Source organism: Flavobacterium sp. ALJ2, from assembly GCF_015594725.1.
GTDB lineage: Bacteria > Bacteroidota > Bacteroidia > Flavobacteriales > Flavobacteriaceae > Flavobacterium.
Genome location: NZ_JADNRC010000004.1, coordinates 135,647 through 155,527, shown reverse-complemented (window position 1 = coordinate 155,527; position 19,881 = coordinate 135,647). Strand labels below are relative to the sequence as shown.

Sequence of the window (19,881 nt, the reverse complement as noted above, 5' to 3'; positions counted from 1 at the left end):
CCTTTTTTTGTTTATAACTGTTTTTCTTTTATTTTAAGAGGTTTTTTACTAATCTCCTCATATTGATTACGAGAACGAAATATGTCTATTGCCAAATAAATAGCCTCCTTAAATGAATTATAATCTGCAATATCTTTTCCAGCAATATCATACGCCGTACCGTGATCCGGCGAGGTTCTTATCTTATTTAATCCGGCAGTATAATTAACTCCTTTACCAAAAGATAACGTCTTAAATGGAATCAATCCTTGGTCATGATAAGTAGCCACAATAGCATCATATTTCTCATATTGACCACTTCCAAAAAAACCATCCGCAGGAAAAGGCCCAAAAACCATTGTTCCTTTATCAAACATTTTCTTTAAAACTGGTTTTAAAATCGCATCATCTTCTTTACCAATTACACCACCATCTCCACAATGCGGGTTAAGACCTAAAACTGCAATTTTCGGTTTATTGATACTAAAATCCTGAATTAATGACTGTTTAATCGTTTGAATTTTACGCTCAATTAATTCCTCTGTGAGATGCGATGCAACCTCACTTAACGGAATATGATCTGTTAGCAAACCAACTCTCAGGTTATCCTGAACCATCATCATCAAAGCATTACCTTCTAACTCCTGATCTAAATAATCTGTATGCCCAGGAAATTTAAATGTTTCTGATTGAATATTATATTTATTGATAGGTGCAGTCACCAAAACATCTACAATTCCTTCTTTTAAAGCCTTAGTAGCAGCAACAAAAGACATTACCGCATACTCTCCTACTTTATCATCATTAGCTCCTAAATTAATATCGATCCCCTCTCGCCAAAGATTATAGACATTAATTTTTCCTGGTATAATCTGGTCTAATTTGTCAATCCCATGCAACATTGCTGATGACGTGAAATTCTTTTTTATAAAAGATATTATTTTCACATTTGCAAAAATGACTGGAGTACAGAGTTCTAGCATTCGAGAATCTTCAAATGTTTTAAGAACAACTTCGCTTCCAATACCGTTTAAATCTCCTATTGAAATTCCGACGATTATATTTTCTGCATTTTTTATCATGACCACAGGTTATTTATTACTAATTTTGATGTGCAAATTTAGTAAAATAAAATAAGAAATGTTTACAGGAATCATAGAAACCCTTGGCAATGTAGTCGAAATAAGAAAAGACAGAGATAATATTCACATAACTGTAGATTCTTCCATTACAAATGAACTCAAAATAGACCAAAGCGTCTCCCATAATGGAATTTGCTTAACTGTTGTAAATACACAGAATTCTCTTTACACCGTTACCGCCATAGCCGAAACCATACAGAAAACAAATATCGGCGACTGGAAAGTTGGTGACATCATCAACCTTGAAAGAGGCATGAAATTAAGCGATCGCCTTGATGGACATATTGTTCAAGGTCATGTAGACCAAACAGGAAACTGCATTGCTATTGAAGAGGCTAACGGCAGCTGGAATTATACTTTCGAGTATGATGAAAAATCAAACAATATTACAATCGAAAAAGGATCAATTACCGTAAACGGAGTTAGCCTAACTGTTGTAAATTCTCAAAGAAATCAGTTTAGCGTATCAATAATTCCGTATACATTTGAAAATACTAATTTTAATAATTTCAAGATTGGAACTAAAATAAATCTAGAGTTTGATGTAATTGGCAAATACGTATCCAGATTATACAAAAACAACTAAAAAAAAGTAGTCTTAAAAACAAAAAACTCCAGTTACGCTGGAGTTTTTTGTTTTAATTTATGCTTATATATACTATATACTCCAAATGATAATGCAACAATAAATAAAAACACGAGATTTTCATCAATAGGCAATGGTGGATCACCTGGTGGTGGTGGAATAAATTTCGGAGCAGGAGGGGCAGGAGCAGCAAAAGCACTAATCGAACCTAGCAAAACCATTAGAACTATTAAAAACCTTTGTGAAATAATTTTCATATAAATTTTAATTCTCTGAAATTAAATGCATAAAATGGAAATTTATTTTTAAAACTAAATTCTACAAGCTACAAATACCAAGTAGAATTAGTAAACAAATGTATCGTTTTTAAAGAAAGTTACAATACCACTAACAAAAAAACCAAATAAAAAGCCCTTAAAAAAAACAACAAACTACTGTATATCAACATAGTAATCACCAAAAATTAACACTCAACATTAAAGAAATAATTGCTAATATATATAAAATCTTACACAAAATTATCGAAAACCAAAATGGAAAGCCAAACTTTAATTACACAACAATAAAATCAAACTAGCCAATCACAAAAAAAGCCTCTACATTGCTGTAAAGGCTTTTCTAATTTAAACTGTGGTCCCACCTGAAACTGAACTACTTAGCACAAAACGCTAATTATCAGTGATTTATTTTAATTTTTAATTTTGGGTAGAAATATGGTAAAAAAATTCAAATTTTACATTTTCATATCTAAATATAAGAATAACATTACAACAATTCCTAGTTTCTTAGTTATGCGCCGTTCATTAAAAAGCTCCGAAGTACATAAAAATTTTATTAACAGACTATTTAAAACAGGTTTATGACGAAATTAGTTAGGGTAAAATGGAGCATAGTATCCAAAACTAATTTCATCTATATAAGTACTGCCACTAGTCATAGTATATCCAATTGTCCTATTGGCTTTCAAAAAGTCTATTCCTTTATAAAAATCAGTTTGTAATAGCCAATTTATTTCCAAAAAAAGATCAGCTTCTTTTCTTTCATCAAAGATTAAATGAAATCGTTTTACAGTCAGAAAATCATCTTCATTCGGAGTGCATGTAATATTCAAAATACAATCATTACTATACATCAACTTTTTCATTTCTTCTTCATCAATTTCATATAGAATCGTGTACTTTCTTTTGTCAATTACTGTTTCGTAAGCTTTCATAATATCTTTTTTTGTAAATTTACAAAGAAGAAAGGCTCATAGATCAGCTGTCGTTATATTTTTTTAAAGAAGTTAAGAATTACTTAATTCTAAAAATTATTAAAATCTTTACTTACCTCGTTTCGGAATATAGAAATCTACAAATCGTAAAATAATCAACAAAGAGCTAGCTGTAAATACTAAATATTTAAACGGTAAAAAATTATATACAATTAAATTTTTAACATAATAAATTCTTCCAATAGTAATATCTTGCACAAGGAATAAAACTCCAAATACTATTAAAAAACTTCCAAGTAAGGATAATATGTTTAATAATTTATTCATTGTTATTTATCAAGCTGTTTTAATATCTCAATTAATTCTTTTGGATCTTTAATTTCTAAACTATCCATATGCTTTTTAAGTAGTTCGGTTTTTATATCATTGTTTTTGCGTGTAGTCAAAAATTTTCGCACTTTCTCAATGATCCCGTCTGATTTTATTTCGGTCTTTAAATCTTTTTTATAAGTTAAACTAAAGCCACCTCCAGCTATTGCCACAATTATAATTCCTAGTATAATTATTCCACCCATTCCAAGTCCAGATATCTCTATGAAACCAGGAGATTGAACAGCTAGTTTTATATCAAAATCGTCTGATTTATAATCTAAATCCTCAGCTTCGCAAAATTCATCTAGCAAATCCAAAGCAATATCTCCCATTTTAAAAAGACTTCTTGCTTTAACATCATCTTTCGCTTGCACTTCAAGGACTAAATGCGCATGATCTTCTTTTACAAAGATACCATTTATTATTTTATCAATAACTTCTCCGTATTGATCGGCATTTGTTATAGTATGATGGGAAAACATTAGTTTAAACAACTTAGGGTCTAAACTTGCTTTAGTTACTTGCCTAAGTAATTTAATTTGCTTTCTCTTTATTAAATCACAATCAAATTTATTATTTAACTCATTAAAAGCAATTGTATTTGAAATTTCCGCAAATTGTATATATTCGGAATTTTCGCTTGGAATCATAATAATGTCCCCTTTTTTAATTTCATACGCAAATTTTAAAAGCTGTCTGGCAGAGTGTTTTGGTCTTGCTTCGTCTTCTCCATATGCTTTTTTAATTTTATTTGCTAATATTGTAACCCCCACTTCATCACGAGTATTACCCGCCTTAATATCCTCTAGTGTTATTTTATTATATCCAATTCCAATGAACTTTCCAGCTAAAAATGAGTCATAATTTTTTCCGCCCTCAGTTCTAACAAGCCAGTAATTTCTATTACTTATGTGCGGTATTTGATCTAATATTTGTTGTAAAGTCATTATGATTTATGGTTTATTTAATTCCATATTAAACAAAGAAAATAGAAAATGTTTAATAGGATATATTTTGGTTATCTGCTATATTGCATGTGTAAAAATACATTATTTTGTATATGTTATATAAATTTGTAAAAAAAAAGTTACTAAGTGTAGATTTTTAATTCATATATCAACCGATATTTTATGTTTTCTATACCATTTTTCTACCTATAAAAAATAAAAAACATTAAACCATTGATTTACAGACCAAAAAGAAAATTAATTCAAGTCCTATACAGACTATTTCAGCTTAAAATTACCTTTTTAGCTGTTTGATTCATTTTGTTTTTTTGCTTCATATTCGGCTAACAATTTAGTTACTGGAGTACAAAGAATCTCGTATAAAGTAGTACGTGAAATTGGGTAAACTGGGAATATGTATATTTCTAGTATTTTGGTAGTAGGTGTATATGGATGCTCTTGTATACTTTTTTGGTACAGCTCTTTAATAAGTTTGTAACGTAAAAGCTTATTTATTTGGACACCGTCAATTCGCTTTTGGCTTTTCATATTAAATTTTGGTTTGCTTTAAATACTTGTTTAAGGTTTCTTCTGTGCTTGGTTTTCGCAAAGGAATTTTAACATTTAATCCCATTTCATTAATGGATTTTTGCAACTCTTTTAATTTTTGTGTTTTTGTTGGTGGCTTTGGCTTGAAATTTTTGATTTTTAAAAGTCCGTTTTCAAAATCCTGTAAACATTCACTTACCAGTAAATTTAAGTATTTGTTTATTGCATTTTTTCCGTTAGTTGCTGAATAATTAAATTTGTCAAAAACTGTTTTTTGGTTATCAGATATTATAAAGTATTTAGTGCTATGGTATTCAATAAATAAATCAAAATCCAATCCTTTGTATTTGAAGTTAAAAGCTCGGTTTTTTATAATTTCATTTAAATAATACTTTAGTAGATCACTCCTTTTGTTTAATTTTTTATCAACTTCAAAATATAGTCTTATACACTGTATTATATCGGTTTCACTGGGTGCGGATTGTTTTAATGTGCTTGTATAATCTAAATTTTCAAAGAAAAAATCTTTGTCATTGCTATTTTTAAAGGTAATTTGACCGCTTCGGATTGGAATTTTACAAAATGTTTCCAAAATTACCTTTGCTACATTGTAGGCTTTACCGTTTATAGTGATTTTACCGTTTGTAATAGCCAAATTTCTTTTTGACATGGAATTATAGCAAAGTCCGCTATTTGTGATATACAAACCGCTTATTTTAGTTTTTCTAAAACCTTGCTTTTGGAGTTCGCGAATTGAAACATTTTTTTTAACTGGTATATTTGGCTTTAGAGCTTTGCTTGTTGTTTCAATCATTAACTTTTGCAAATCGTACATTTTGCCGTTAAATCGTATTTTGCCGTTTGTGGTAGCTGGAATTTCACGCTTTGCGCTTTTATGCCATGCTTTGCCCTCAATTGTCAAAAACAATCCTTTGACAGCTGTTTTTTTCAATCCTTTGTTTTGAAGTTCTTTAATTGTTGGTTTCATTTCGTACAGTTTTTAAATATCGGGAAATTGTACTTTGACTTTTACCCAATGTTGCGGCAATTTGCTTGTAACTCATTCCAGCATTGAACAAATCATTTGCCTTTGTTTTTATTGGCGTTGTTTCTCTTTGGTTTTTCCAGTTTTCTGCTATGTACCATTTTTCAACTGTTCTAAATGGTGTGTCCGTTAATTTTCCAACTTCAAGCAATGATAAGCCGATCAAATAATATTTTTTTGCTTTGGCTTTATCATCCAGCGTGTAGCTATTTCTTTGTTTAGTATCGGGGAGCTTATTTTTTGTTTTACTCATTATGGGTGTTTTTGAAGTTTAAGGAAAATATGGCTGTAGTAAAATGGTAGTAAAATAACTTTTAATATTAAAATTTGGACTGTTTTTACTAAGGGGGATTTTTGCAGTTTTTTGTTAATGTTTAACCCGATTTATTTTTAGCACCGCCCCATTCAAAAATTATCAGTTCGGGTGCGCTTCACTTTATTAATCCGACCTTTTTTAAATACAAATACTTCTTTTGTGGGGTGTGCTTTTTCATTATTTGGTATGATTTGGTGTTTATTGCTTTAGTTAGGGTGGTTTTTGAATAATTCTGTTTAAATGGTGTTTTTTAGGCCTTATTTCAACCTTTTTTTGTTTATTAGTTATGATCTTTGAATAGTTACACTTATGTACTGCTGTAGATACCGTACAAACTCAATACTGGTATGGGTGCGCTCCCTATCGGGAGTATATTACAAGTTTCCACAAATTTTTTTTGGGACTATACGTGTGTCATTTGATTTGATTTTTTTATCAATAAATATCATTATATATAGTTTTTGTATTTAAATTATTGTTTATCAATTAATTACAATAGTTACAAAAGTGTAACTATTTATAAAAGTGCTATTCAAACCTTTTATGTTCTCAATAAGTATCAATTAATTCACTTTTTAATTATAACCATTTGTTTTTCAGTATTATACGCAGTTTTCCAAAATGGTACTATTTTACTATTCTTAATATCGAATTCATGCCGTATTGCTTCCCAATTCTCTATAAAATCCCGCACTGAATAGAACTGTCTTTTTGTGAGGGCGTTGTTTTCATACTGGCTTTTGTATTGCTTTAAAACCTCATTTTTACCTTTGTAAATAATATTACGTATCAAATCTATTTTGCTTCGCTGTGTGCCTTTTGGTGCGTCTATATCATTGTAAAAATTAAGTTTGTCCCATTCATTAAAAAATGAATTTTGTAATCTGTGTAAAAAGTCCAAATCAAAAAAATCATTCAAATACAGTTTTTCGCATCGCCTGTGTACCGTTTCAATTCGAATTATATTTATTCCTGTAGGCGTTCGCTTGTGGTGTTTGTCCAGCATTTCGAAAACCTTATCATACACTTTAAAATATATTCTGTAATCTCTATGCCGTTCCGTTGTTATTTGCCTAGCTTCTTTGTGGTTTGCATCAATCAAAAACAGCTTTTCTTTATGCTTCCCGATACTGTGTATTGTTTCTAAAACTGTTTTTGATTCAATGGGTAGCTTTATGTTTAAACCTATCTCAAAAAAAGTTATTTCAACTTTGCGGGGATCAATACCAGTGTTTGAGATCAGTTTTTCAAAAGCTTCTATTACATTGTTGATTGTGAAACTGTCAAAATTTGTTAAACATCCATTCTCTAAATAGGAAAAGTATTTGTGTAAACTTCCCGTTATTTTTAATTTATTGCTGGGATCAATTTTTATAAATAACCCTCCAGTAAAATTTTTAGTTGTTCGATTATCATAATAGATTAAGCCGTTTAGTGAATTACACACTAAACGGCTGGATTTTATAATACTCTTTTTTTCTACCTCCGACAAAGACCGCTTTATCATTGTGATATTATCAATCATTTTTATATATTTGCAGAGTACTAAACATTAATTATTAGCGTATTTGGTTTTTAGTTACAATATAAAAACCCCTTTCGAGGGGTTTTTTTATGCCCTGCTTTGAATGAAAAAATCTATATCTGCACGCTTGATTATTACTTTGCTATACTTTTCAGACTTCATTTTGGTAACATTAAAAAAACCTTTATCAATGTAGCTTTGCAGTGTATTTCTACTGCATTTTAGTATTTCCATTGCTTCTTTAGGACTTAAAAACTCTTTTTGTCCTTTGTTCTTAATGTCCAATAAACTTTTGGCAATACTTCCCATTTGACTTTTAAGCTCTTTCCATTCTGTCAATGGCACTGTTATAACTGCTATTCCGTTTTCCATATAAAGAATTTTAGAGGTTATTTAAAGAATTGTATTGCTTTGGCATTTACTACAAAACCGTTATCCGATTTTTTTATTAGATCATCTAAATCAGTATCTGAACTTACTTTTTTACCATCCAACTTATTAATTTCATTAATAAGTTTTGTAATTCCTTGAAGTTTTTCAAAGGCCTGTTTTTGATTTTCGTTTTCAATAAACAATGAAAATCTAGTATTAATGTGGTCTAAATGTTCAGGATTAACAACCACCAAATTTTTAATAATCTTAAAACATTCAACGTGCCAAATATTAAACTCCCTAGCTCCTTTGTCCTGTAAATCTTTTTCAACACTTTCAATTAGTTCGGTTGTTCCCGCTGGCTTTTCTATTAAATCAAAGAGTTTTTCTTTGTTCAGTTTCAAATTTCCAACCTGCATGTTTTCTCCAGCCGTAAGTTTTTCGGTTATGTATGCTTTTGGGTTTTCAAACATTAATGCCAAATCGTTTTCCTCCAAACTTATTCCTAGTGCAACGACTTTGTTAACATAATTTTGGAAATACTCTTTTTTTGCTTGTAACTGGTGTAATTCTCCATTAATTGCACCCTCATTTTTTTCTATCAATATTTTTTCAAAATTCATAAATTACATTTTTTACAGTTGGTTTATTTTTTAAGCATCAGTGTTTTTGTCTAGGTAATCAAAGAAGTAATCGATTCTTTCCTTGTCTGTAAAATCGGCTTTTAATTTATTGTCGATTTCATCAATAACCCTAGAAATGAATAACTGCATATTTGATTGTATGCGCTCCCAAAAATCTTTTGTTTTTGCTATGTTTGAATCAATTTTTCTTTTTGATAAAATTGTAAGAACCTTTTGAACGGTTAAGGCTTTAAAGTCCTTTTGATTGGTCTTAAACGTGTCAATCATATCTTGATTGAAATCATTTAACATTGCTTCAATGTCTTCTATTTGCATAATTATATAGTGTTTAAATTATTTTTTGAATGGTAGCTTATTATTGTTTTCCCAAACAGTATAATCCTTGTTTTTACTCCTGTGAAATCCATATTTTTATTATGGATTAATACCTTTTCTATCGTAAATATTTGTTTCATAATTACAGTTTTTTAATAGGTTGAAAATCATCTTTGTTCCTATCTTCTTTAATTAGTAACCTATCTAAAAATTCCATTTCTTCACTAGGTAGCATTTTTCTAGCAACACTTGCCAAACTAGCACAAGTGTATAAATTTTCTTTATTCCCATTATAACCTATAACTTCAATAGCTTCTAAAATCGCACTGACACTACACATCATATCCGTGAAGTTGTAAAAATTAATTTTTTTAATTATTGGTTCTTTATCTCTGTCAGTTAACTCTATATAAGCCCCAACATCCTCTAAGGCTTTTTTATTATATTCTGTGATCTGTATTATTTTCATTTTTTTTAGCGTATTTGGTTAATGGTTATTGTTTTACAGTTTGTGGCTTATGGTTGTCTATGGGTTCATTATTCCACAAATCAGCTTTATATTTTGCGCTTAAGATTGCGTTTTCAAATTCACATTCGCTGGAGTAATTACCAGCAATTTTATTGCAGATTTGAGCTTCAAAACGTTCTAAATTTAATTTGGCGTTTTGTAGTTCAAATTCTTTGCTTTGAACTTCAAATGTTAAAGTATTTGCCAGCTTTCCTAGTCTTTTAAGACTGTGTGTTCGGTTGTTTATAAAATCACTCCAGTGTTTCATTAGCGTATTTGATTTAGAATTATTCTTTAACTACTAGACTGTGAGGATAATCGCTTAAAGCTTTTATCTCGTATGCCTGTACATTTTCGCCTTTGGTAAATGGAAAACTATAACTTTCTATTACTATTTGAGTTATTCCCAATAGCTCCAAAGGATACGAATAAACAAATAAGCTACCCGCAAAAATTAAATATTCAAAAAGCTCAATCAAATGCGTTTTAGGGAAACAGTCTTCGGGTTTACCAAAAAACTGTTTACCTATAAGTGTTCCAGTAATTGTAATATCAAAGTCTTTTTGTCTCCAGCTGGTTTTTATTGTTCCCGACAATAAACGTCCTTTTTTGTCAAACCCTTTTTTTGCAACATTGACCTTGGTTATATCATTCCCACTGCTTATGCTTATCAATGGCTCAAATGGGAAAGTCCATTTAGTACCTCCCTCAGTAAAAGAAAATGAAAGAGGAAAGTATTGTTTGTTTTCGTCTATTCTGTCAACAGGCTGATTTGAGCTTAAATATGGAATATTGGGCAATCCCTTTTCAGTTAAATTATCCTGAACTAATCCCAATCTTTCTATAGTTTTGAATGATTGGCTACCCATCAAGGCACTAAATAAAAAATCTTGACTATTCATATTAAATGGTGTTTAAACAGTGTTTAAATGTGGTTTTCATCTTTTTTAAATCCTTGATATTGCTGATTTTTTTTTTAAAGGGTAGTTTTTTGTTTTTAGTCTTATGCTTATTTTTCATCGATTTATTAATTAAATAGAGTTCCTTGTTTTGGTTTTGGCGGTTCAATTTTTTCTAAAAGAATTATGCAAATTTTCTGTTTTTCAAAATCAACTCTAGGATACATTTTACGAAGCATATTTATTGTATCAATTCTATTATATCCAGTATCGATATAACACACATAGTCGTTTAGTTGTTCTAGTTTTGCAATCGTAATCCCCAATACAAGGGCTTTACTTTTAAACTTTCTTTGCAAAAAACTTCAAACTGATTTCCTCTAAAATGTTTTGCAGGATTAAAAATCCTAATTGTTGTAAAACATTTACAGTCTAATTTGTTATTCCAGTTTGTTGAAAATTCCAGTTTTTCCATAACTCAAATAATTAAGCACTGACAACCGCTTGGAGTTCTTGTATTGCATTGGCTTTGGCTTCTTTGTACTGCTTTAGGTACTTTGCTGTATGCTCAATAAGTTTTACATTCTCTTTGGTTTGCTTTCCATTAAAGAATCCTTGTACTGTGGCATAATGTATCCCACTTTCAATAGCAATAGCTTTAATTGCTCCAGTAGGTAACTGTTTTTTGATTTCTTGAATATTCATAATTTTGAGTGTTAAAAATGTTTTGTACTACCTAACTTGTTATTTAAAAAAAACCAATTTTTTGTTTGATGTATGCAAATATTATAAAATTGTTTGGTAATACCAAACAATTTTATAATAAAAAAAGATATTTTATTGTTTTTTATTTAAAATAAATGCCTAAATGATTGTTTTTTAACTTGTTACAAATATCAGTAACCTCAATAGCTGTTAAGTCAACATTGTTCTTTTCTTTAATATCTAATATTTTTTTTATGTCATAATTAACAAAAAAATCTATAAATATAGTTCTTGGATAGGCAATTAAAATTAATCCTATTACTTGCCAATATTTTAAAGTGTTTTTATGGATATAGGGGAATAGGTCAATTTCTGTAACCTCCTTTATAATATTTAAACATTCAATTAATGATTTTCCTTTATCAAAAATATGATAAAATCTTTCCTGATTATAACCTTTTTCATCATTGAACTTTTTATACTGGTTGTTAAAATCAATGTCTTCTTTGGATAAATCTATTTTTTGATTAAGTATTTCACTGACTGTAAGCGGGCTTTTTCTTGATTTATCTTTAACTCTTAAATCTAATTTTTGCTTATAGCTATACCAACCTTGAAAATATAAACTTTCTCTTAAATCATTAAAAAAAGTTTTTAAATTTTCAACAAAGTACTCGTCAAATACCACAATATCACTGTTTTTATTAACTAATTGCTCAATTGCTTTTTCTAAAAATAGTAATTCATCCTCTAATTTTAAATGTGTAAATCCAGTTTTATAATTAGTTTCATAACTAAGTACTTCATTAGTTGTTTTAAAATGTTCGTATGCCTTTTCAGTCATTATCGCACCAGTGAAACTTTTTAAATTAGTGGTTTTTCTTTTATATGTTATTCTGTAATACAATGGATATCCTAACGGTAAATCATCATAAACCATTGTTGGCTTAACTTTCTTTTCTAAATAATGCTTTACTGTTATTTTACTTTGCTTGGTCATTGTATTTTGCGTATTTGGTTTATTGTAGTTGCAAATTAACAAAAATATAAACGATTTGTTTTAAATTGTTTTGAATTGTGTACTTTGCTAATAAATATTTTTAAACTTTCAATCCCTATCATTATGAAAGAGTTTATTAAAGAGGATATTATTAAATATGTAAAAGATTATCCCAATTGTAGTTTTTCTGAATTGTTTTTTAAACTATCTAAGAGTTATGAAATTTCGGGAAATAGAGCACTTTATTTGAGAGAAAATTTAATTTTGTGGGAGGGATGCACTTCTGAATTTAACATTGCAATATCTGAATTAATTAATACGGATCAAATTACTTTAACTGCTTTGAGCGAACAAAAAGCCTTATTTGTATATTCTTATTCGGGCAATATAATTAAATTGCCGATTGCTAAAAAAGTTATGGATTATAAAAAACTACATTGGCTACCTACAACTATCAAAATTTAAATTATTCAACAAAAAAACCGCTCCAAACAGGAGCGGTTTTGTTTTTAAAAATTCACTGCTGTTAGCTCCTTTTCAATGGTATTGTCCATTATATGTCCATAAATTTGTGTAGTCGCTATTTTCTTGTGTCCTAAAACTTTTTGCACAGTGGTTAAGCTCACGCCTTTGTATAGCAAATATGTGGCAGTGGTATGGCGGGCAGTGTGAAAGGTTATCGTTTTATTTATTTCAGCCAGCCCAGCCAGTATTTTTAATGTGCGGTTTGCGTACTGGTTTGTGATTTGTTCAAAGCAAAATACAGTATTAAAACGATTGTACTTTTCTATAATTTCCAGCGGTTTACCGTTAAAGATTGTATAAATCGGTATTCTCACGTTTTCGTCTGTCTTTTCCATTTTTTTAATAAGCCAAGTATTGCCACCAATGGCGACCAATTCCCGTTTTTGCATACTCAAAACATCACTAAAACGCAATCCAGTGTAAACACTATACATAAACAAATCTTTAATGTATTGGTATTTTATGTTTTCGCCTGTTAAGACTAAATCCTGCATTTGGTCTATTTCTTCTGGAGTTAAAAAAACTTTGTTGCTGTCTCCTTGTTTTACCTTAAATTTTCTAAATGGGTACTGCTGTACATTCATTAAATCCTTATTTATTGCTAGGTTTACATAGGTTTTCATATTTTTAAAATACTTCCAAATTGTATTTTGCATTAGTTTTTTGGGCGGTGCATCTTTGTAAGTGATTTTTATTTTACGTAAAAAAACATCAAAGTCGTTTAATAATTCAAATGTAATGTCTTCAAAATAAATCACTTTTTTAAATTGCTTTAGCCTTGCTAATGTGGTACGGTGGTTTTTCTTTGTTGCTTCAGTTAAATTCATTTGCTCAATTTCCAACTCCATAAATTCAGTGAATGAGCTTACAATGTCGCCTTTAAAAAAATCGGTTAACATTCCCAAATTAAAAGGCTTTCCAGCGTTTATTTTGTCCAGTTCGAAGTTTTCAAAATTCCTGATTGTTTCAGCAATTTGTTTGTTTAGTTTGATTGCGTTGGGGTAGTCCGTTTTAATCGTTCGCGTTTTGTTGTTCCAGTAGTTTGGCTCAACATAAATTTGGGTAGAAAAATATTTGTTCTTACCGTTCAAATAGCACTCAATTTGTATTAGTGCTTTGCCTACTGTATTTAACTGTTTTTTGCGGTTAAACACTGGCGTGTAGCGTGTTTTATTCATAATATTAGCGTATTAGTTTACGCAAATGTATATAAACAATTTTAATAAATCGGGTAGAAACTGGGTAGAAAACTGGTAGAAAAAAGAATGATATTTAATGATAATCTTTTTTGTCAAAAAACCGTAAACCTCAGTAAAATAAGGACTTTAAACAAAAAAACCGCACTAAATTAGTGCGGTTTGTGGTCCCACCTGGGCTCGAACCAGGGACCACCTGATTATGAGTCAGGTGCTCTAACCAGCTGAGCTATAGGACCGGTTTTGAGGTTGCAATATTACCACTATTTTTCATTTGTAGCAAATATTTGGGGATGATTTTTACTTTAATTTCATTAATATTTTTAACCAAAACTTAAACTAGCTGATTTTTAAGCTTCTAATTCTCCCATTAAACACTCAAAAAATTATTTAATTTCCTGACATAGCTCGATCAAAACCCCATTTGTACTTTTGGGATGCAAAAAAACTACCAATTTATTGTCTGCTCCTTTTTTTGGCGTTTCATTTAAAACAACAAAACCTTCATTTTTTAAACGCGCTACTTCGGCAACAATATCCGTTACATCAAAAGCAATATGATGAATCCCTTCTCCTTTTTTCTCTAAAAACTTGGCAATCGGACTTTCTGGGTTTGTTGCTGCGAGAAGTTCTATTTTATTTGGTCCGTTTTGAAAAAATGAAGTTAACACTCCTTCACTTTCTACTGCTTCTGATTTATATGCAGGAGCTCCAAAAAGCTTTTCGAACAAAAGATTCGAAACTTCTAAATCTTTAACCGCAATTCCTATATGTTCTATTTTATTCATCATCTTAAATTGATTTAAAAAAATACAGATTCTTTTTATTGATTAACGTATGTATTAAAGTAACCACATTCGGCAATTACGTCTTGATAATATTTTGTGTCCGAATAATCTTTTTTCAACATCTTAAAACTATTCCACGCTAAGAAATTTATCTTATCATCATCTGCAGCCCACCAATTTTTAACCGCAATATACTTTTTATTGTAATATTCATTTCGCTCACATTTTGCCAGCATATAAGTACACTTTGCCTTTTGCTCTTTGGTTGTAGCAGCTTCCAGCGCTTTTTGATAATACATTTTAGACACTGAACAATCTGTGATCATTTTTTTCATAGAATCTCTAAATGAATACGGACTTGAACCATAGCCTACAATTCCGATTTCATAAAAACTTCTTCCGTTTCCAAAATGGGTGATATTATAAAATGCATTCCCTAACAATAAGCTATTTGTATATACATCTTCGTTTTTAGCCAGTTTATCTTGCATGGCTTTTATCGTTGTTAAAAATTCTATTTGAGAAAATTTCTTTTTTTGGAATGCAGAATGGTCACAATCATGACAATCTTTTATATTTCCGTTAAATGGATTTCCGTAAAAAACTTTATTTTGTAATGTATCTGTTTGTTGCATAAAAGCAATTGCTTCTGGAATTTTATTTTGATATGTTGCCTGTATCGCTTGAAAATTATTGATGTTATTTAAATTCAAATTATAAATACCGTAACCTATTTTTTCTATTTCGGTTTTATCCGACTTAGCCAAAAATGTTTTCATTCCTAACAAATTCTTTTCGACATCATAAAAAGAATTCCCTGTTCCCCAATAACCATAAGCCGACGTATTAGCAAACAACTCTGCCATTACATAATTTTTTTGCTCTGTATAAAGAGTCATTAAATACATTCTACTCCAACTTGAAGCATTTTCATAACGAAAATCACCTACCTTTTGCTTTGGAAGCTCTTGATACAGCCAATTTAAATCTTTAAGAATTGTTTTTTCATTTTTAGAAGTTAGCTTATCTATTTTACTCATATTATTTACAAAACGAAGCAATCTAACCTGATTATTAGCCAATTCTGTTTTAGGCATTGTTTTCTCTGCTTTCGTAAAATTTTCATCTGCTTTAACAAACTCTCCTTTTAATGTTTGTAAATATCCTAAAGCAATATCCCACAAATAAGGCTTTTCTGTATTTCCTGTCGCAGCAATTTTAGACACTAAATCGAATGCTTTTAAATCAATTTTCGCTTGATTTCCTTTCTTATTTTCAGCAACAGTTTGTTTTATTGCAGGCGCACTATAATCCGTAGAACCTTCAGAATTGACTTTAGCCACCTCAAATGAATTATTAATCCCTTGCTCCTGCTGATTGACCAATCTTGTAAGCAAATAATTTAAATGTTCATTTTTAGGATCTAATCCATAAATTTTCTCAATCGCCTGCGCTTCATCTTTATAATAGCCATGAATTGCCCAAAGCGCCGCTTTTTCTTTATTATTTTTGGCCATAGCCAAAGATTTATTCCAATCTGTTTCGTTTTCTGGGTGAAAACTATAAGCTGTAACAACTCTCATTTCAGGGCATTTATCAAATACTTGCGCATATAAATAATTAGATGTCGAATATTTACCTTGCTGATGATTTATTCCTGCCACATAAGAAAGCCCTCGATAATACAACGTGTTTTTTGGAACCGTTGCTTCTGTTTTATTAAAAAATGCAATTGCTTTTTGCTTATTGCTACTATAAAAATAAGCTTTCATGGTAAGAAACCAATACCTGTTTTTTAAGAATGGATCTGATATAGTATGATACACGTTTTCGATAGATTGAATCATTTTCAAATCATCAAAAGTTTTAGCTACTCTAGGTTCATAACTCCAATAATCTTCTCCTACTGAAATGGTTTCTATTTTCTGTGCCAAATATAAAAATTCGATAAAGGCTTTGGTTTTATCATCTTTCAGGTTAATTTTTTTACTCCATTTTAAAGAAGCCTGATTTGCTTTTTTGGATTTAAAAAAAACATGAAGTTGCTCAATTTCTTCCTTGTATTTTGAAATTTTATCTTTATCAGAAGAATAATATCTTGGCGTATTATCTCCAATTAAAAAATAACTAACTGTCGCAGTATCAACTTTTGTTTTTAAATAGGCATTCCAATCTGATTTAATGTCATCATTAAACCTGGAATTATGTTCGGTATCAAAACCAATCCCGTAAAAAACTTCTCCTGATAAAAACAATGGCCTGTATGATTTTTCGACAAAAGTTTCAGGAGTAAAATTAGAACTATACCCCATTCCCCAATCATCACCGCCTCCACAAGCATAAATTATGCCATAAACAAACAATAAAACAGCACTAGAAACAAGAAAGAACTTGTTTAAAAACATTTTTTTCATAATTTTTTAAATTGAATTCATCTAAGTCGTAAAAAATAATCTCTTTAGGATATTGAGCCGTATTCTCTTCTAAATCGGAAGCCATTTCCAGTAAATCATCCCTAGATATCGCTTCTATTTTTAAAACATCATCCTGTTTGTAAAAAGTACCTTTTTTATAATTAGAGCACTTTACAGTAAAATATTTTTTTCGACTTAATACAAAATTAGTATCATTTTGCAATTCTTTTATATCTATTTTGCTTTTTAATCCTATTACTTTATTCTCTCGAATATGAACTGCCCAAGAATAAATTGGCAAGGCAAAATCAAGTGGTAAAGGATATTTCTTTAAACTTTTTATGTATCGTTGTGCGATTCTTCTATCATAAATAGAATTAAGGGAATCGGGCGCAATTGTTCCCATATTATAATACATTAAAACACCGGAATCGACATTTGGAATTTTAGTCTTCTCAAAATATTTTACCTGATGCAACCGTATTGTAGCCGAGAGTTTCTTGTGAGATATCTTCTTGAAAGTTTCTATAAATTTTAAATAACTTGATTTACTTGCCAATGTCCAATCGCAATCGATTTGAATTTCCTGACACGAAATCCCATTTTTCTTATTTATTAACTCAATAAAATCAAATATTTTTTTAGCCAGACTATCTACATTAATTCCTTTTTTCAACATCACTTTATTTTTGATGTATACCACTGGAACAATCGTTAAATTTTCTGTTTTATTTTCAAAATGAACCGGACTAAGCGGAAATGCTTCTTGAGTCTTTGGATGCAAATCAACATCAAAATATCGAATATAAACCTTACTGATATTATTTTGCTGTAAAGCTTCTTTCTCTGTTGCAGATAATTTGAAGATGGTTTTCCAATAATAAAAAGCTGCAACTGGTTTTTCTTGTTTATTACATGAAATCAATAATAAAAACAAAACACTAAAAACAACGCGAAGTTTCAAAATATTCTAAATTAAATTTACTGTCAAATGTAAGGATACATTTTATTTTATCGATAACAGACAAACGAGTTTATTTATAAATAATTTGAGATAAAACTAAACTCCCTTTCTTTCAATTTGAAGCAAGAACTCCCAATAATTCAATAAAAAATTTCGATTAAAGCAAATATAATTGTTATTTTGTGCAATAAAAATCTAAACCGATTATGTTGAAAAGCAACTTTAAATATATTTTCTTTTTATTGACCTTATTAATGGTGAGTTGCGCCAAACGCGGAAGCATAACCGGAGGATTAAAAGATACCCTTGCACCTGTTTTATTATCTAGTGTTCCTAAGAATTTTAGTACCGAATTTAAAGGTAACACCATAAAATTGACATTTGATGAGTATGTGAAAATTAAAAACGCGAATAAACAATTGATTATTTCGCCTCCAATGAAGCACGAGCCACTTATAACCCCAACTACGGCAAGCAAATACATTACTATAAAAATAAACGATACTTTACAACCTAATACTACTTATAGCTTTAATTTTGGACAAAGTATTACTGACAATAACGAGGGAAATCCGTACAACCAATTTAAGTACATTTTCTCTACAGGAAGCTACATAGACTCCTTGGCTCTTGGCGGAAAAATAAAAGATGCACATGATAAACAATCAGATTCGTTTGTATCTGTAATGCTTTATGAAATAAACGACACTTATAAAGACTCGGTTGTTTACAAGGAAAATCCACGATATATTACCAACACATTAGATAGTTTAAAAACATTTAGACTAGAGAATCTAAAAGCTGGAAAATATCTTTTGGTCGCTTTAAAAGATAAAGGAAGCAACAATAAATTCAACCCAAAGGATGATAAGATAGGATTCATAAAACATCCTATTACCATACCTAATGATACTATTTATGAATTAGAATTATTTAAAGAAGTACTTCCTTTTAAAGCATATAAACCTGCTCAAGTTTCAGGAAACAGACTTGTTGTAGGTTACGATGGAAAACAAAATTTTAAGAACTCCAAACCAAAGATTGTCTTAAAAAACAACGGAGAAATTTTGCCAACAATTGTTACTCAATTCCCTAAAAAAGATTCCCTACAAGTATGGTATAAACCGCTAAAAGTTGATTCTCTATCGATGGAAATTGACAAAGACAAGTACAAAAAAACTTACTCCTTTAAGATAAAAGACCAAAAGAAAGACACTTTAAATATTAATGCATTACAAAGTGGCATCATCCATTTTAGAGATCGTTTTACATTAGAAAGCGCAACTCCTTTGGTTCGTTTTGATGAATCGAAAATAAAATTAATAAACAAAGATTCTGTTACAGTTCCTTTCAAAACTGAATATGATGATTTCAACCAACATCTATTCTTCGATTTCAAAAAAGAGCCTTCAGAAAAGTATACATTTACTCTTTTACCTGGAGCATTGACTGATTTTTATGAAAAGACGAATGACACTTTAAAATATACTTTAACAACTAAAGCCCCTGTCGATTACGGGAACCTCACCCTTAATTTACAGAATGCAAAACGATTTCCTATAATTATTGAATTAACAAACCAAAAGGGAGAAACTGTTCTTGCCACTGAATACACCGAAGGCAATACAAAAATAGAATTTGACCTCTTAGAACCAACTTTGTTTACTCTTCGTGCGATTTATGACGACAACAAAAACAAACAATATGATCCAGGGAATTTTTTAGAAAAAAGATATGCCGAAGAGGTAATTTATTTTTCAAAAGAAGTTGATGTTAGAGCCAATTGGGATGTTGATCAAGCTTTTGATTTAAGCATTCCTTACAACCCTGAAGTCGATAAAAAAACAGACAAGAAGAAAACTGATAAAAAGAAATAA

24 protein-coding genes and 1 tRNA gene are annotated in these 19,881 nt (G+C 29.9%); 3 read left to right on the top strand and 22 right to left on the bottom strand.

The window, feature by feature from the left end; all coding sequences use genetic code 11:
- Positions 1-11 precede the first annotated feature (11 nt).
- Positions 12-1,061: a 4-hydroxythreonine-4-phosphate dehydrogenase PdxA gene (pdxA, locus tag IUY40_RS06235; protein ID WP_195736000.1), complete on the bottom strand. Its 1,050-nt coding sequence runs from the start codon at positions 1,059-1,061 to the stop codon at positions 12-14.
- A gap of 58 nt (positions 1,062-1,119) precedes the next feature.
- Here pdxA and IUY40_RS06230 point away from each other — a divergent pair, with 58 nt between their 5' ends.
- A complete protein-coding gene (locus tag IUY40_RS06230) occupies positions 1,120-1,707 on the top strand; it encodes a riboflavin synthase (protein ID WP_195735999.1) in 588 nt (195 codons plus the stop codon).
- A gap of 32 nt (positions 1,708-1,739) precedes the next feature.
- Here the strand turns inward: IUY40_RS06230 and IUY40_RS06225 are convergent, their stop codons facing one another.
- From IUY40_RS06225 to IUY40_RS06150, 16 genes are all read right to left on the bottom strand, one after another.
- Positions 1,740-1,964, bottom strand: coding sequence for a hypothetical protein (locus IUY40_RS06225; protein WP_195735998.1), 225 nt, complete (start codon positions 1,962-1,964; stop codon positions 1,740-1,742).
- Positions 1,965-2,575: 611 nt separating this feature from the next.
- On the bottom strand, positions 2,576-2,920 hold the full coding sequence (locus tag IUY40_RS06220) for a hypothetical protein (RefSeq protein WP_195735997.1): 345 nt from the start codon (positions 2,918-2,920) through the stop codon (positions 2,576-2,578).
- A gap of 329 nt (positions 2,921-3,249) precedes the next feature.
- On the bottom strand, positions 3,250-4,239 hold the full coding sequence (locus IUY40_RS06215; protein WP_068842116.1) for a hypothetical protein: 990 nt from the start codon (positions 4,237-4,239) through the stop codon (positions 3,250-3,252).
- Between the two features lie 303 nt (positions 4,240-4,542).
- Positions 4,543-4,788 (bottom strand): hypothetical protein, encoded by a 246-nt coding sequence (locus tag IUY40_RS06210; RefSeq protein ID WP_195735996.1) that lies wholly within the window; start codon positions 4,786-4,788, stop codon positions 4,543-4,545.
- 1 nt (position 4,789) lies between these two features.
- Positions 4,790-5,776: a hypothetical protein gene (locus tag IUY40_RS06205; RefSeq protein WP_195735995.1), complete on the bottom strand. Its 987-nt coding sequence runs from the start codon at positions 5,774-5,776 to the stop codon at positions 4,790-4,792.
- Positions 5,760-6,086, bottom strand: a complete 327-nt coding sequence (locus tag IUY40_RS06200; protein ID WP_195735994.1) for a helix-turn-helix domain-containing protein — start codon at positions 6,084-6,086, stop codon at positions 5,760-5,762. Before IUY40_RS06200 ends, IUY40_RS06205 begins: the two co-directional genes overlap by 17 nt.
- Positions 6,087-6,717: 631 nt before the next feature.
- Complete coding sequence (locus IUY40_RS06195; RefSeq protein WP_195735993.1) at positions 6,718-7,674, bottom strand: hypothetical protein; 957 nt, start codon at positions 7,672-7,674, stop codon at positions 6,718-6,720.
- A gap of 87 nt (positions 7,675-7,761) precedes the next feature.
- Complete coding sequence (locus IUY40_RS06190) at positions 7,762-8,046, bottom strand: helix-turn-helix domain-containing protein (protein WP_195735992.1); 285 nt, start codon at positions 8,044-8,046, stop codon at positions 7,762-7,764.
- Positions 8,047-8,063: 17 nt separating this feature from the next.
- Positions 8,064-8,669, bottom strand: a complete 606-nt coding sequence (locus IUY40_RS06185; RefSeq protein WP_195735991.1) for a hypothetical protein — start codon at positions 8,667-8,669, stop codon at positions 8,064-8,066.
- A 30-nt stretch (positions 8,670-8,699) separates the two neighbouring features.
- Positions 8,700-9,005, bottom strand: a complete 306-nt coding sequence (locus tag IUY40_RS06180; protein ID WP_195735990.1) for a hypothetical protein — start codon at positions 9,003-9,005, stop codon at positions 8,700-8,702.
- Between the two features lie 142 nt (positions 9,006-9,147).
- The gene (locus tag IUY40_RS06175) at positions 9,148-9,474 is read right to left on the bottom strand and encodes a hypothetical protein (RefSeq protein WP_195735989.1); all 327 of its coding nucleotides are present in this window, start codon (positions 9,472-9,474) and stop codon (positions 9,148-9,150) included.
- 25 nt (positions 9,475-9,499) lie between these two features.
- Positions 9,500-9,781 carry a hypothetical protein gene (locus IUY40_RS06170; protein WP_195735988.1) on the bottom strand — a complete coding sequence of 94 codons (282 nt, stop codon included), beginning with the start codon at positions 9,779-9,781 and terminating at the stop codon, positions 9,500-9,502.
- A 19-nt stretch (positions 9,782-9,800) separates the two neighbouring features.
- On the bottom strand, positions 9,801-10,415 hold the full coding sequence (locus IUY40_RS06165) for a DUF6046 domain-containing protein (protein ID WP_195735987.1): 615 nt from the start codon (positions 10,413-10,415) through the stop codon (positions 9,801-9,803).
- Between the two features lie 298 nt (positions 10,416-10,713).
- Entirely contained in the window at positions 10,714-10,887 is a 174-nt protein-coding gene (locus IUY40_RS06160) for a hypothetical protein (RefSeq protein ID WP_195735986.1), read from the bottom strand.
- Positions 10,888-10,898: 11 nt separating this feature from the next.
- A complete protein-coding gene (locus IUY40_RS06155) occupies positions 10,899-11,117 on the bottom strand; it encodes a hypothetical protein (protein ID WP_195735985.1) in 219 nt (72 codons plus the stop codon).
- Positions 11,118-11,259: 142 nt separating this feature from the next.
- Complete coding sequence (locus IUY40_RS06150; protein WP_195735984.1) at positions 11,260-12,117, bottom strand: hypothetical protein; 858 nt, start codon at positions 12,115-12,117, stop codon at positions 11,260-11,262.
- A gap of 123 nt (positions 12,118-12,240) precedes the next feature.
- Between IUY40_RS06150 and IUY40_RS06145 the strand changes: the two genes are divergently transcribed.
- Positions 12,241-12,582: a hypothetical protein gene (locus IUY40_RS06145; protein ID WP_195735983.1), complete on the top strand. Its 342-nt coding sequence runs from the start codon at positions 12,241-12,243 to the stop codon at positions 12,580-12,582.
- Positions 12,583-12,626: 44 nt separating this feature from the next.
- Here the strand turns inward: IUY40_RS06145 and IUY40_RS06140 are convergent, their stop codons facing one another.
- From IUY40_RS06140 to IUY40_RS06120, 5 genes are all read right to left on the bottom strand, one after another.
- Positions 12,627-13,820 (bottom strand): site-specific integrase, encoded by a 1,194-nt coding sequence (locus IUY40_RS06140; RefSeq protein ID WP_195735982.1) that lies wholly within the window; start codon positions 13,818-13,820, stop codon positions 12,627-12,629.
- 183 nt (positions 13,821-14,003) lie between these two features.
- Positions 14,004-14,077 (bottom strand) — tRNA-Ile (locus IUY40_RS06135).
- A gap of 147 nt (positions 14,078-14,224) precedes the next feature.
- Positions 14,225-14,626 carry a methylmalonyl-CoA epimerase gene (gene mce / locus IUY40_RS06130; RefSeq protein ID WP_195736121.1) on the bottom strand — a complete coding sequence of 134 codons (402 nt, stop codon included), beginning with the start codon at positions 14,624-14,626 and terminating at the stop codon, positions 14,225-14,227.
- Between the two features lie 35 nt (positions 14,627-14,661).
- Positions 14,662-17,040, bottom strand: coding sequence for a hypothetical protein (locus IUY40_RS06125; RefSeq protein WP_195735981.1), 2,379 nt, complete (start codon positions 17,038-17,040; stop codon positions 14,662-14,664).
- Complete coding sequence (locus IUY40_RS06120) at positions 17,000-18,004, bottom strand: hypothetical protein (RefSeq protein ID WP_229335410.1); 1,005 nt, start codon at positions 18,002-18,004, stop codon at positions 17,000-17,002. Before IUY40_RS06120 ends, IUY40_RS06125 begins: the two co-directional genes overlap by 41 nt.
- Positions 18,005-18,210: 206 nt before the next feature.
- Between IUY40_RS06120 and IUY40_RS06115 the strand changes: the two genes are divergently transcribed.
- Complete coding sequence (locus tag IUY40_RS06115; RefSeq protein WP_195735980.1) at positions 18,211-19,881, top strand: Ig-like domain-containing protein; 1,671 nt, start codon at positions 18,211-18,213, stop codon at positions 19,879-19,881.

Bases quoted from the DNA above. Each gene is read 5' to 3' on its own strand.
- pdxA (WP_195736000.1), bottom strand. From the start codon at position 1,061: ATGATAAAAAATGCAGAAAATATAATCGTCGGAATTTCAATAGGAGAT.
- IUY40_RS06230 (WP_195735999.1), top strand. From the start codon at position 1,120: ATGTTTACAGGAATCATAGAAACCCTTGGCAATGTAGTCGAAATAAGA.
- IUY40_RS06225 (WP_195735998.1), bottom strand. From the start codon at position 1,964: ATGAAAATTATTTCACAAAGGTTTTTAATAGTTCTAATGGTTTTGCTA.
- IUY40_RS06220 (WP_195735997.1), bottom strand. From the start codon at position 2,920: ATGAAAGCTTACGAAACAGTAATTGACAAAAGAAAGTACACGATTCTA.
- IUY40_RS06215 (WP_068842116.1), bottom strand. From the start codon at position 4,239: ATGACTTTACAACAAATATTAGATCAAATACCGCACATAAGTAATAGA.
- IUY40_RS06210 (WP_195735996.1), bottom strand. From the start codon at position 4,788: ATGAAAAGCCAAAAGCGAATTGACGGTGTCCAAATAAATAAGCTTTTA.
- IUY40_RS06205 (WP_195735995.1), bottom strand. From the start codon at position 5,776: ATGAAACCAACAATTAAAGAACTTCAAAACAAAGGATTGAAAAAAACA.
- IUY40_RS06200 (WP_195735994.1), bottom strand. From the start codon at position 6,086: ATGAGTAAAACAAAAAATAAGCTCCCCGATACTAAACAAAGAAATAGC.
- IUY40_RS06195 (WP_195735993.1), bottom strand. From the start codon at position 7,674: ATGATTGATAATATCACAATGATAAAGCGGTCTTTGTCGGAGGTAGAA.
- IUY40_RS06190 (WP_195735992.1), bottom strand. From the start codon at position 8,046: ATGGAAAACGGAATAGCAGTTATAACAGTGCCATTGACAGAATGGAAA.
- IUY40_RS06185 (WP_195735991.1), bottom strand. From the start codon at position 8,669: ATGAATTTTGAAAAAATATTGATAGAAAAAAATGAGGGTGCAATTAAT.
- IUY40_RS06180 (WP_195735990.1), bottom strand. From the start codon at position 9,005: ATGCAAATAGAAGACATTGAAGCAATGTTAAATGATTTCAATCAAGAT.
- IUY40_RS06175 (WP_195735989.1), bottom strand. From the start codon at position 9,474: ATGAAAATAATACAGATCACAGAATATAATAAAAAAGCCTTAGAGGAT.
- IUY40_RS06170 (WP_195735988.1), bottom strand. From the start codon at position 9,781: ATGAAACACTGGAGTGATTTTATAAACAACCGAACACACAGTCTTAAA.
- IUY40_RS06165 (WP_195735987.1), bottom strand. From the start codon at position 10,415: ATGAATAGTCAAGATTTTTTATTTAGTGCCTTGATGGGTAGCCAATCA.
- IUY40_RS06160 (WP_195735986.1), bottom strand. From the start codon at position 10,887: ATGGAAAAACTGGAATTTTCAACAAACTGGAATAACAAATTAGACTGT.
- IUY40_RS06155 (WP_195735985.1), bottom strand. From the start codon at position 11,117: ATGAATATTCAAGAAATCAAAAAACAGTTACCTACTGGAGCAATTAAA.
- IUY40_RS06150 (WP_195735984.1), bottom strand. From the start codon at position 12,117: ATGACCAAGCAAAGTAAAATAACAGTAAAGCATTATTTAGAAAAGAAA.
- IUY40_RS06145 (WP_195735983.1), top strand. From the start codon at position 12,241: ATGAAAGAGTTTATTAAAGAGGATATTATTAAATATGTAAAAGATTAT.
- IUY40_RS06140 (WP_195735982.1), bottom strand. From the start codon at position 13,820: ATGAATAAAACACGCTACACGCCAGTGTTTAACCGCAAAAAACAGTTA.
- mce (WP_195736121.1), bottom strand. From the start codon at position 14,626: ATGAATAAAATAGAACATATAGGAATTGCGGTTAAAGATTTAGAAGTT.
- IUY40_RS06125 (WP_195735981.1), bottom strand. From the start codon at position 17,040: ATGAAAAAAATGTTTTTAAACAAGTTCTTTCTTGTTTCTAGTGCTGTT.
- IUY40_RS06115 (WP_195735980.1), top strand. From the start codon at position 18,211: ATGTTGAAAAGCAACTTTAAATATATTTTCTTTTTATTGACCTTATTA.